Genomic DNA, 12,804 nt, shown 5'->3' on the forward strand with positions numbered 1-12,804 from the left:
TTTCTCCTAAGCTAAACAAACACATGGAATGCGTGATTAAGGAATGATCACAAAATCTTCATTAACTGGGCACAGCCCCTCTACATTCACCGTGTAGTTCCAATCAGCCGTGGTATCACCAAAAGGTGGGCGGCCTGTCTTTAAATAAACTTCGGTTAAAGCACAATGCTTTGGGTAGACCTTGTAAGTACGACCATTTCCCTTAGGGTTATCATAGTAACCAGTATTAACATCAAACCCCTTCCCAATACCGGGTCCACTACCTCTGAACTTATTTGTAAAACACAGAGAAGAAGCTAGGCAAGTGCTGTCTTTGACGGTCTTTGAACCTCTGTGAACATGATGGTTATAGCTTTTGGAGTTAGTGTCCTCGGCCAGCTTCTTAACATTGCTCGACAACCATCCGTAAAGGTAGGTTCCTGGTGTCGTAGAAGTCAAATCTCCGGTGTTGTATTGATAAGGGTGAACACAATTATTCCACTCACGAGTTTCTCGGCACAAGTCCATCGCAATACTAATTTCGGCTTCAGAGGTACCGCATAGCGTAGGGCGATTCTGACCATATTCTGCGTACGGATCGCAGCGCTCTTTGTGTTGAACACTAATGTCTAACCAACGCTTCATTTGCGCTAACGGCCCTTGATTGCCGGTGTATTTCGCGAAAATTTGTTCATGAGTGTATGCATTATAGGCGGTGGGACGTTGATAATTATTCGTGGTGTAGTCCACTGCCGCCCAGTTAGCAGGATTGGTATCTTGTACAAACTGGTTGTACTTTTGCATGACGTTTGAAGGATTGATGCTTGCGGCCAATCCGACAGGACCGCCTACTTGATCCGCGTTAATTTTAACCTCAAGACGATTTAGCACTTCCGTAAGCGAACTTGAAGATCCTGTGGCGGCGTTTGCAGAGAAAACATCACTGATTTTCAAGCCAAGCTCGGCTTTTGCATTCTCCCGCTCTTCATATGAGTACTTCTTTGAATCGAAGGTAAACACCAAATAGAGCGCTGAACCAAGGTTTGCACTATTAATAAAGTTATCGCCACAGCGTTCTCTAAAATCCGCTTTCGCTTCCTCATTGTTTGGTGACAAAACATGGCTCACTAACTCAGGGTAAATGGCGTCAGTTGGCGTGTTTAGTTTCCAAAACTCGCGCCTATTATTTGCCTTTACCACAAACCGAACATGGCTTTCGTCAGTCACCGATTTGACATACCTTTCTTTTTCGCCCGACAGACCTAAACTAAAATCATCTCCCGAAAAGCCGATCTGTGCAGACGCCGAAACTTCCAAAAGTTGCGCCAGATGACGATTGTCGTTCACGTAACTAACATCAAATGTGCTTGGTTGAAGTGGCGGTGTTTTTGTAATGCTAAAACCGGTGTGCTCTACATCCAGGCACGTTTCTTTGAGTGTCCCTCTCACAAGATCAAAGCCATCTCCCAAATAGAAGCGCCCGTCGCTGGTACGCATAGCCGTGCTTTGACCCACCGTTTTAGCGCGCTTTAGTGCCGTTTTCGCTGGCGAGGCGGAGTTTCGATGCTGAAGATTTTTTTGATCCATTGCACTCATAATCGACGGATATTTCGAATACAGATTTTCATCCTCTCGAGGATTAATCAAGGCATCGCTACCATAACGATAAGAACTGCTGTACTTGGTATTCTTTGCCATCACGCGATAACGATATTTACCCGCTGTTTTGTTCGTAAGAATTCTGCTTCGGCTATAACCGGTGTAAATTTTGCTCCAAGCGCTGTTATTGCGACTCTCATACAATTCATACTGCACAGAGTATCCATAACCATTGCTGGTACCCCACGCAACACGCATCGTATTACTGTTTGTGTAGGGAGCGTAAGTAATCGAACTGGGTGTACTGGGAGCTCGGTACGGACCACCGCCTCCGCTACCGCCTCCACCACAATCATCAATCGGAATCAGTTCCGGCACTCTGTTTGTGCCATCGCTGACTTCTTGCAAGATGCAGTCTTCAATCAATCTTTGTGGCTGCGCAATATCGGTTCGTTCGAAAGACGCTTGATCTTCGACGGCAATCGCTGCGGTCATTCCAGAAATCCAAATAACCGGTATTACAGACGCCATGGTTACTATTTTAAAGGGGTTCATTGTTTCAGTCCTCTAGGGTTGCTCAATTTGTTGATGGGGAAGTCGTTTCGACCAACGCAATTTGACACAATCTGAAGTAATGAAGGTTATGAGAGTGTAAGAACTGGGGAATTTGTACGTAATGGAGAGGTAATGATGTTCTAAATCAAAGACTTAAATCAAACCCATCGATTTCAATCTGGTTGGACCACTCGATCTACTGAGCAATTCGGACCCACACGGATGAAAAAACCTCATGCGGCTCACCTCTAGGGTTAAAGGTCTCGTGCAATACCCCTTTATTTTGTTTATATTAAGACGTTTGGCTATGTGTTTTTAGGTTCAATTAATGAGCAAAACATTCATCGTCGGTGCTTGGCAGGTTATTCCCGATCAAAATAAGTTATCTCTCAACTCAGAGGAGTTCTTTGTTGAGCCTTTGGCTATGGATGTCTTGGTTTACTTCGCACAACACCCGGACGAAGTAATAAGTCGAGATGAACTCGTAGAGCATGTTTGGAAAGGCAGAGTCGTAGGCGACCATGCTATATATCGAATCATAAACCAGATTCGCAAAATTCTAAGCAAAGACGATGATGCACTGTACATCTCGACTATTCGAAAAAAAGGCTATCAGTTAAACCAAGCCGTTTCGTGGCAAGAAACAGCAAACACACCCTCTAAACAGACTGGGCAGTCTGTCGACACGACAGCAAACCCAGTGAGAACGACGAGTAAGGCATTGGCAATTTTCCTGACTCTCCCTTTATTAGTTGCTATAGGCTGGTTCGCGTATGGGAAAATAGTAAAGTCTCTGGATTATCGTTCGATAGACCCATTTAACGTCATCAAACCATTTAGCGTCCTATTAGGGCAAGAAAAGGATCCTAGTTACTCACCGAATGGTGATTTTATCGGTTACAGCCATAGACCTAAAAACGGACGCCACTTTAAACTGTTTGTGCAATCGGTGGACGGCGAATCACCTATTCAAATCACCCAACATGCTGGTGATGACTTTTCTCCATCTTGGTCTCCTGACGGATCAGAAATAGTCTTTATTAGACATTTAGATGGCCAATGTCAAATAATGAAAGTCCGAGTAGCCGACGAAAATCGACTTGCCGAAAAGGTAACTGATTGCAACGCTAGTGGATTACCCAATAATGTAATCTGGGGAAATGGCGAGCACATCTATTACACGGACTCATTCTCTGCGGTGGACCCGTACAAAATCTACCAATTTTCAATAAAAACTTTTAAAAAAGAACAACTTACAAACCCTGAAACCGGCAAATCCAAAGGTGATATCCATATTGCACTCTCAAACAGCGAAGATCAATTAGCATTCACCAGAGATTTAAACTGGGGAAGTACTCAAGTAATGCTGTTAGACCTACAGACACGAGAAACTCGCAATCTATTCAATTTAAATGACTGGCGCAAGGCCCTAACCTGGTCGCACGATGATCGATACATCTATCATATTGACGAGGACGACAATATTAACGCGTATTCGATAAAACATGGCTTTCATAAAAAGGTTCTAGAGAACTCCGGCACACTTCATTCGATCAATGGCCACAAATCAGAAGACAAACTGACCATTATGACGGGGGAAACTGGCATTGATATTTGGGGCCGAAAACTTGGTAACACAGAGGAACAGCCTTTTATTGAGTCCAGTGAGATAGATCTATACCCAGAATTCGCACACAACGCTAATGACATTGCATTTATGTCACTCAGAAGTGGGCAACCTCAGATTTGGATAAGATCAGAAAATGGTCGAGAGTTTCAACTAAGCAAATTCACCGACGGCCGCAGTATTCAAAGAATTCGCTGGTCTCCTGATGACTCAAAAATTCTATCATCGAAGGACAACCAGTTGTATGTCATCGACGTTGAGTCCAAAGAGTACAAGCGTATTATCGAATACAAAAAGTCCTTCAGAATAGAAACGGCCAGTTGGTCAAAGGATGGAGAATCGGTCTATTACTCTTCGGATATCGACGGCGACTGGCAAATTTATGAGTTAGATTTAACTGGCAATTCGGAGCCCATCAAAATCACAGACAAAGGGGGGTATGGCCCAGAGCTCACCAACATGGGTGACCTTCTGTATTACAAGTATCACCAAGACGGACTCTTGGTTAATGAATATGAAAACTAAGTCTGAGACAAAGCTGGTAAGCGACACAAATGTATTTGCGTATGATGGCTTATATTCTCGAGGAAGTGGCTTTTATTATATTTCAGTGAACGATACTGGTAACGAGCTTAAATTCTATGACTTGGGTACCAGCCAAAATACGACCGTGCTGGCGATTAAGAATCCGCTTTTGGATTACACAATCTCAAATGACGAAACGAAAATTCTTTACCCGAAACTTCTAAACGAAGAAACTGAAATTAAGGTATTGGAAAGAAAGTAGTGCTGATCGTAACGCGTCTTCTAGTAGATTTTCAAAATACCAAAGGCTAGCTTAAATCGAGAGCGATTCAAGCTAGTCCATTTAATGGTGATGTCTCTAGCAGTTAGTAGACGTCGCTCGAGCAACATTTAGGGCAAATTTGGCATAACACACTTGGTTCAGGTGCCAACGAGTCTGCAGATTCTTTTGCACTGGGGCTGGCAACGATTACGGTGTTTGAAAAAAGAAATGTAAGTACAAGCGTTGATAGTAGAGTAATTTTTTTCATGGGGGAGATTCCTATATTGTTTTAATGTTACAAACGAGCTTTGAATATATGTCTTCTGTCTTACCTCTAATCTGAACTTGGTCAGAGAAAGTCAGGCTGTTGTTTTTCAAATTTAGCGTTCCCGTTATGGATACATATTGGTTGTTGCATGCCTTTATCGCCTCTAGCTCATCTACGGTTAATGTATCAAGGGCTATCGAGTGATAAACATTGTCATTCAGCGCATCTTCACGATTAACAAACAGACCAGCATTTCTTTTTACCTTAAGAAACCCATAAGTCTTCACTTTACGATCTTCGTATTTAGCCGCGTTTGCAATAAGGGCGATCATAGACACTTCAGACTCTTGCGTAGGCATGCACCCAACCAAACTTAGGCTCGGTACCAACAAGATTTTGATCCAATATGACTTCCGCACTTTTTCCTCTTTAACTAAATATACGCCGCCGAAACTTGTTTGTTTTCGTTTGCGTCCAAATGATGGAAAAACTATAGGACAAAAATCGAGATAGCATTTAATGCCAGCGTAATTTTTATGTAATGAATTTTAAACACATTACTATCAATAGCTTACATGCCAAACATTACGCGTTAAGAATTTGACAGATCTAATGAAACAAGAGAATCAGGGAACTCAAAAGCAGAATAGCTTGAAAAAAATAGTCGAATCGCAACACTCAACCGAATAATCAGCAAAAGGCCGTGCCCACAAAAAGCCTACGGCTGACTATTCGACCCTCCTTGGTCGAATGACTTCAAATGCTGACTCAGTTTGTCGCCTCTACGACTTCAATGGTCCCTTCTCGACGCGGATCCACGCCCCCCATTAACACCCCTTCTTCATTTCGAAAAATCACGCTCAGACCGGAGTTTTCGCCAGCACTCTCTTTCACATTGAAGCCGTAGTCCTTGAGGCCCTGCACCAATTCATCGCTGGCCCTCTCTTTCTCGATGCGAACCTTACTGCCACGCGCAACCATATTCGGCAACTCAACCGCTTCTTGTGGACTTAAACCCCAATCCAAAACACCCACTAGCGTTTTCGCGGTATAAGCAATAATTGAGTTGCCTCCGGGAGAACCCGTCGCCATCGAAAACTCACCGTCCTTACTCAACACAATGGTCGGCGACATCGATGATCTCGGACGCTTAGCTGGTGCGATGCGGTTGGCAACCTCACGCCCAACGCTATCCTTGGGCTTAAATGAAAAGTCCGTCAATTGATTGTTCAAGAACATGCCACCCGCCATTCTAGTAGAACCGAAAATGCTTTCTACCGAGGCTGTCATCGACACAACATTGCCTTGCAAATCCATCACAACAAAGTGGGTAGTACCAGCCATGTCCTCAGTTGCGTCTTTACCGTAGGCAACCCGTTCAGTGCTTTCAAACTCCCAAGGGTCACCATAACTAACCGCCTGTGCCGCCTTGTCTTGCTCAGTATCTTGTGCACGCTTTCGCCAATATTCTGGCGAAAGCAGGCCATTAACAGGCACGCTTACAAATTCGGCATCGCCCACAAATTGATCTCTATCGGCGTAAGCTAAACGTTGCGCTTGCGCAAATGATACCCAATCTTCAATACTTCCATCGGCCGCACTGGAATTTTCTTTACCCGCTTCTATCAAACCCATGATTTGCCCAACCGCCAGCCATGAGGAGGGTGGTGGTGGACCGCAAAGTTGCATATCCTTATAGGGAGAACAAATTGCCTTTCGCTTAGTTGCCTCATACTTTGCTAGATCATCAAGGCTCAGGGAGCCAGACCTTGGAGACTGCGAAGTCTGCTCGACAATCAGGTCGGCTATTTTTCCTCGATAAAAATCATCTGGGTCATTTGAGATCAACTCAAGCGTTTGAAAGTAATCCTGATTTTTTCGTATTGCACCAATTGCCAACGGCTCACCAGAAGCATCAAAAAAATAATTATGGGCGTCGATTGGCCCTTGATCTTTGGTACTAGGGATGTACTTCCCAAACCGTTTAATCATACCGTGCAATCTAGGAGACACTGCAAACCCTTCTCGAGCCAGATTCTTTGCAGAATCAAAATGCGGCCCCCATGTCAATACGCCATAATCGTCATGGGCCAACTTTAGCATTGACACCATTCCAGGTACGCCAGTAGACAAACCACTATTCTTTGCATTTAAAAATCCAATGGACTCTCCTTGATCATTCAAGAACATACGTTCATTGGCATTTTTCGGCGCGGTCTCTCGTCCATCGTAGGTGACTAAACTTTTCGATTGATTATCGAAGTAGACCATGAAACCGCCCCCACCAAGCCCCGAACTTTGCGGTTCAACAAGACTCAACACAGCTTCAATCGCAATTGCCGCATCTACAGCAGATCCTCCTTTACGTAAAATGTCTGCACCAGCCTTAGTCGCCAACGGGTTTGCAGTAACCACCATCCCTTGCTTAAGGGACGATTCCGATTCCAACGGCACTAGTTCTGCCGTACTCGAACACGCTGTAAGCAGAAAGCCAATAAGCGTAATTAGTTGTTTTTTTACCATTTTTATCTATGCCTTTTCGACAATTAGGGGTCTTAATGAATAGAGCCTATAGCCCTGACTCGTGAACTGCATTGTAGACCCATTTTGCACTCTAAAGATAGAGACCCTGAATGTGATGAAGAACTCATCAATCAAAGATACACTACACAGCATGAGCAAAAATAAAGAGAAAGCCATACCCAAGTCTAGAATCAGCCGCTTCGGGCGCGTTGCTAGAATGGCTGGTGGGGTCGCAGCGGGCATGTTGGGCGAAGGAGCCAAACAACTAGCGAAAGGAAATCGACCTAAGATGAGCGATCTAATTCTTACCCCGAACAACGCCAGGAGGGTAGCAAAGCAACTGTCAGCGATGCGCGGTGCAGCGATGAAAGTAGGGCAACTTCTCTCGATGGAAAGCGCGGAATTTCTTCCCCCGGAGCTCTCAAAAATTCTCGGCCAGCTTAGAGACAAAGCATTCATTATGCCACGCCACCAGTTAGTGCAGTCACTAGTTGAAAGTTACGGTGACAACTGGCAAGAACAATTTCAGAGCTTTAGCTATCAGCCCTTAGCAGCGGCTTCCATTGGCCAAGTGCATAGAGCAACTACTCATGACGGAAGCGAGATCGTTTTAAAGATCCAATACCCCGGAGTAGCTCAAAGTATTGATAGTGACGTAGACAATATAGCCAGCTTATTGAAGGTGTCCCGCCTACTTCCTTCTCACATGGATATCTCCACGTTACTAGTCGATGCAAAAGCACAACTGCATGAGGAGGCAAATTATGAGCAAGAATTAGCCTACCTACAAAAATTTCAGTCTACGCTCGGTTCGGATAAGCGATTTATTGTACCCAAGGCTTATCCCGAATTAAGCACCAAAACAATTTTGGCGATGGATTATGTCGGTGGTGTGCCAGTGGACAGCATAACCGAAATTGCACCGTCAAAAATTGATGAGCTTATGGAGAACCTATTTGCTCTGATGCTCAGCGAGCTATTCGAGATTAGGTTGATGCAGACCGACCCCAATTTCGCCAACTACCTATATCAAGAAGAATCCGGCAAAATTGTACTTTTAGACTTTGGGGCAACTCGCAAATTCACTAAAAAGTTCGCTACTGATTATAAGCGCATGATTCGAGGAGTTGTCGCACAAGACAGGGAACTAACCCTAGACGCTGCCGACAGATTAGGATACGTTGCAAGTCAAGCGAGTGAGGAGTATCAAGACTTTTTGGTGGAGATATTTAATATCGCTCTAGAATCGTTTCAAGAAAAAGGAACATACGATTTTGAAAACGCTCGCTTGTCAGAACGGATCGCAGAACTATCGGAACAAGTCTATGGCTATAAGGAGTTTTGGCAGACACCGCCAACCAGTGTGCTATACCTGCATCGAAAACTAGGGGGCATGTTTTTACTGGCAACCAGGCTCGGCGCACAGGTGAATGTCAATAAAATGGTAGAACCTTACATCGCCACCCTTAAGTAAAATAAACCCTGCCTCCTTGAGTTTCAACCATCATGCGGTGGGCGCCACGCGGTGGGCGCCACGCAGTGGGCACCACCCGAATCACACATACGCAGGGGCCCATTGACACCCTCTCTTTCGTATTATTGCGCCAGCACCACTTGGCCAGCTTGCCCTTTTTCCAAAGAAGTAAACCCGTCTATCGCCTGAGCACTGGAAAATTTACGTCTCGCTGAAGTCACTTTAATCCTACCGACAGGTTCGCCCACTATTCTGCCATTCTCATCCAAGCTAATCTGCTGATCGGCTCCATAAACCAACACGACATCGTCGGCCTCTAAAAAGCCATTGCCGTAATTCAATGTTATTAACCCTTCGTCGTTGATTTGCATAATTCTAACCGGATGCAGAGTAGTAACAACTTGATCTACCAACTCTTCAGAGGCCTGTTTAACGGCTTGCCTCATGAGGTTAGTAGAATCGAATTTTGAATTCGCTGGTAAGGTTAAGCTAGTTTGCGCCATAACTTGAGACTCGAAGTCGGCCGTGACATCCGCAACTCCCAATAGTCTAAAGTCCATGCTGACAATGCCTTTAGCCTTCACATTGTCGCTTGATCCATTACTTGCGAAAGAAAAGTCTGTGATGTCGACCGTTAAGATGTAGTCCAAACCAGCCTGCAACAACTCAGTGCTCTTATATTCTTTTGCGTAGAATCCGGCCAACGTCAACCCTTGCGTTGACAGTCTCCTCTCTACCTGAGGTAGATCTAAAACGGTGAATTTTCGAGTCTGGACCAACTCGCTATTAAGGCTAGCCGCGACTTCCTTAACGACATTCGCATCGTTCCACAGTTTTTGTTCTGATGCCTTATACGTAATGTCCGCCACACCAATCGTGCCAACCGTTTGCGCATACAAAGACGAGCAAAACGAGCTCAAAAACACAACAACGGTAAAAAACACGGGGGACCGTGACCTTACACTCGACCTAGGAGTGATAAATTTATTCATGATTTCCAACCTATTTAGACCCTTAAAAGAGTTACACGCAGTACTACTCTATTTCTAACACCGATAACTGAATCAACGGTGAGTTTCGTTAGGCTCGACGAATGCCTATTGATGCCTTTTTAGTCATTTGTAGAGAAAACTGTTTTTTTTATATTATTTTCTGCATCAAATTGATAGATATCAACTGTAACGAATCGCAAAATATATCATTTCTTGCGATCTCTTTCACGTTTTCAATGGCAAGAAATGCATTCTACGAGTTGAACAACGCAGCGATGCGCGGCTCCTCAAAAACCTAATTACTCCTTAATTTTTAAGGAAATTTTGCCAAATAACCAAATGTATAAAGTGTTTTCAGGCCAGCACAAACCAACCCAGCTCCAAACACAGTGGGGATGATCCACGTAGGTGAGAACTCAAACGTTCGGTGCTGACTCAAGCGCCTCATACTCATCACGGCCGGCACCACAAAAAAGCTGAATGCCACAAATAGGCCAGCGTACCCGATGGCAACTAAAAACCCTTTAGGGTAAAAGAAGCTTGCGATTGTCGGCGGCAAAAAGCAGATCAATACGGCTTTGCTGCGCGGAACCAAGCGCGCCCCCAACCCCAGCTTGTCCTGAATAAAGTGGAAAAGACCTAATCCGATGCTTAAAAACGACGTGATAATTGCGCAGTGAGAGAACCACATTAGTTTTTGGCTTAAAGACGCTGTTGACGCCTTCGCATCCGCTACCGACAAGGCTTGCACCAAATCAGAAGTATTTGCACCGCCCTCCAGAATAGGCGCAAAGCCATGACGCCCGATCGTACCAAACGTCGCAGCCAACCAGACAATGTATATCCCAAGAGCTAACAATGTGCCCCAGAATAGGCATCGCTCAACCTTCCCTCGGTCAGACCGATAATGATTAACCAATGTCGGCACGAGCCCAGCACACGCAAACGCTGTGACGTATACAGGAATAGCAGCCAAAAGGAATGTGTAGTATGAGAATCGATTTTGCATCAATAGCGTTACATCGACCTGAGGGAACAATCCAATCACGGCAATCAGAAAGCTCAGCGCCATCATAGCCATTAGAACAACACTTAATTTAGCCACGGCCGAGGTTCCCAGCCACACAATAAGAGCAACCACCACTGAAAACAGGACACTTAACAGCGATCGGTTCAAGTCTAGCTCACTTAATCCAAACTGATCTAGACTCAAACTAACGATACTGGCGCCGGCACTTATGTAGGCATACATCAAAATCATCATGATGAATACCAGACTAATGTTATTGAGCAATGCCCATCGTACACCCAACACAGACTTAACCAGCGTACCGAACGACAGAGGTGGAGCATGAATAGAGCGATTGTGACTTGATCCGTCACCCAAGACTGCAATATTACTGTCGAGTAGAAGTTTCGCCGCAAGATAGGTGACCCACCAGACACAAACAAGCCCCATCAGAGCCCACGCAGACCAGGCTCCTGCCGACACCATGGGCAACGCAAACATCCCTGCGCCTACCGCTCCTCCTGCGACCAATACCACTCCGTGCCAAATAGGCTTTTCACTGTTCATATTGCTTTAGTATGGGTTATCAATTTTCTTTGCAGGCAATTCCAACTCGCCGCCCAACAGATCCTTCATTGCGTAATATGATGGCATTTTCCTTAGCTCCCCGCTTCGATGGTCGACTAATCCATAACCTGGATTTATTAACTGCCACCAATACACTTTTTCTACCCAACCGGTCTGCCAAGCGATTTGGTAATACATCTTTAAGTACTCAGCTTGCGTTACCTCATCACACGTTCTGCTTGGATTTCCTGAGTTAGGTGTGTATGGCTTTGTATCTAAAAGAGGCCAATTGGTTTCCGTAATCCACAACTTGTCATCACAACGGTTTGATAACCGTGTCATCGCTTTCGCTAATCGCAATTTGTTTTCTAAGTCAAAGATTCCATACTGTGTTCCATAGGGAGAATGGCGCCGATTTACGTACAGCAGCGCTGCGTTACCCTCCAAACGATACTTACGAAGATTCCAAAGGGTACGCCAGCTTAATAACGGTTCAAAATCGATTATTGAGGAACCCAATAATTTAATGCCTTGAAATTCAGCCCTAAGCTCTTCTGCTTTCTCCTGAAGGTCCAATGCTTGACCGGAGTGCACACATCCCCATTTTGTACGATTAACCGCGTTACCAATCCAATAGATCTTGGTCAAATGACGAGTCGCACCAACGATGGAACGAGTCTGATGTTGCCATTCACCGAGGTGAGTTACGCTATCGCGACTTTGCAATACATTCACCACAAACTCGACGTCATCAAACATTTCCATAAATTTCACATAGTCAGGGAGCGCATCCGTATCCCAACTGGGAATTCGAATCAAGAGCTGCTTAACGCCCAACTCTTTAACCATTTCGACCATTTGAGGTGCATACTCAAGATCCAGAGCCACGCTCAATCCAATAAATTCGGTTGCAGACTTGCTTGAGTGCTTCTTTGATAGCGCCAAGTATTGAAGAACAATGAACGGCAGCCCTATCAAGTTTGATAACGCTACTTTGACGTATTCAAAAATATTACTAACGCCTGATCTTGGCTTCTCTTCAGACTTCATTTTATATGGCTGACAAGAATACGGATCCCACCACGATGGCTGAGACTGCGTGCGTTGAATTTCTCTGTGTTTCATTAGCTTATCAAATCGTATTTTTCAATGTTTCGTGGAGCGGAGTCCCGAAGGTATTTCATGCAACATTGACGGGCTATTTCTTACACTTAAAGAATGCTGCATGAACATCAAACACCGTGCCCGTATTGTGGCGAACGTTTTACCGCATATATCGATCTTAGCCAAGGCAATCAACAAACAATAGAAGATTGCTATGTATGCTGTCGTCCAATTGAATTCATTATTGAGTCAGACGGTCAGAGCTTAATACGGGTAGATACTTTCACTGACGATGAAAATGCATTCTAGCGCTTATTACT

Annotated in this window: 10 protein-coding genes; 4 read left to right on the top strand and 6 right to left on the bottom strand. The window is 44.7% G+C overall.

From position 1 onward, the window contains the following. Positions 1-36: 36 nt before the first annotated feature. On the bottom strand, positions 37-2,133 hold the full coding sequence (locus ABWW54_RS00720) for a fibronectin type III domain-containing protein (RefSeq protein ID WP_353409069.1): 2,097 nt from the start codon (positions 2,131-2,133) through the stop codon (positions 37-39). Positions 2,134-2,461: 328 nt separating this feature from the next. On the opposite strand from ABWW54_RS00720, the gene ABWW54_RS00725 reads away from it, so the two are divergent. Further along, on the top strand, positions 2,462-4,285 hold the full coding sequence (locus ABWW54_RS00725) for a winged helix-turn-helix domain-containing protein (RefSeq protein WP_353409071.1): 1,824 nt from the start codon (positions 2,462-2,464) through the stop codon (positions 4,283-4,285). After that, positions 4,275-4,547, top strand: a complete 273-nt coding sequence (locus tag ABWW54_RS00730) for a hypothetical protein (protein WP_353409073.1) — start codon at positions 4,275-4,277, stop codon at positions 4,545-4,547. The genes ABWW54_RS00725 and ABWW54_RS00730 overlap by 11 nt, the downstream gene beginning before the upstream one ends. 279 nt (positions 4,548-4,826) lie before the next feature. Here ABWW54_RS00730 and ABWW54_RS00735 read toward each other — a convergent pair whose 3' ends face one another. Together ABWW54_RS00735 and ggt are read right to left on the bottom strand one after the other, a co-directional pair. Continuing rightward, positions 4,827-5,174 (bottom strand): hypothetical protein, encoded by a 348-nt coding sequence (locus ABWW54_RS00735; RefSeq protein WP_353409075.1) that lies wholly within the window; start codon positions 5,172-5,174, stop codon positions 4,827-4,829. A 409-nt stretch (positions 5,175-5,583) separates the two neighbouring features. Beyond that, the gene (gene ggt, locus ABWW54_RS00740; RefSeq protein WP_353409077.1) at positions 5,584-7,338 is read right to left on the bottom strand and encodes a gamma-glutamyltransferase; all 1,755 of its coding nucleotides are present in this window, start codon (positions 7,336-7,338) and stop codon (positions 5,584-5,586) included. 151 nt (positions 7,339-7,489) lie between these two features. Between ggt and ABWW54_RS00745 the strand changes: the two genes are divergently transcribed. Continuing rightward, complete coding sequence (locus tag ABWW54_RS00745; protein WP_353409079.1) at positions 7,490-8,812, top strand: ABC1 kinase family protein; 1,323 nt, start codon at positions 7,490-7,492, stop codon at positions 8,810-8,812. 122 nt (positions 8,813-8,934) lie between these two features. Here the strand turns inward: ABWW54_RS00745 and ABWW54_RS00750 are convergent, their stop codons facing one another. The 3 genes from ABWW54_RS00750 to ABWW54_RS00760 form a co-directional block, all read right to left on the bottom strand. Then, positions 8,935-9,804, bottom strand: a complete 870-nt coding sequence (locus ABWW54_RS00750) for a hypothetical protein (protein WP_353409081.1) — start codon at positions 9,802-9,804, stop codon at positions 8,935-8,937. 313 nt (positions 9,805-10,117) lie between these two features. Beyond that, a complete protein-coding gene (locus ABWW54_RS00755) occupies positions 10,118-11,380 on the bottom strand; it encodes an amino acid permease (RefSeq protein ID WP_353409083.1) in 1,263 nt (420 codons plus the stop codon). Between the two features lie 6 nt (positions 11,381-11,386). Then, positions 11,387-12,505: a hypothetical protein gene (locus ABWW54_RS00760; RefSeq protein ID WP_353409085.1), complete on the bottom strand. Its 1,119-nt coding sequence runs from the start codon at positions 12,503-12,505 to the stop codon at positions 11,387-11,389. Between the two features lie 93 nt (positions 12,506-12,598). On the opposite strand from ABWW54_RS00760, the gene ABWW54_RS00765 reads away from it, so the two are divergent. After that, positions 12,599-12,793 (top strand): CPXCG motif-containing cysteine-rich protein, encoded by a 195-nt coding sequence (locus tag ABWW54_RS00765; RefSeq protein WP_353409087.1) that lies wholly within the window; start codon positions 12,599-12,601, stop codon positions 12,791-12,793. Positions 12,794-12,804: the final 11 nt, after the last annotated feature.

It is taken from the genome of Arenicella sp. 4NH20-0111 (assembly GCF_040366405.1).
Taxonomy (GTDB): Bacteria; Pseudomonadota; Gammaproteobacteria; order Arenicellales; family Arenicellaceae; genus Arenicella.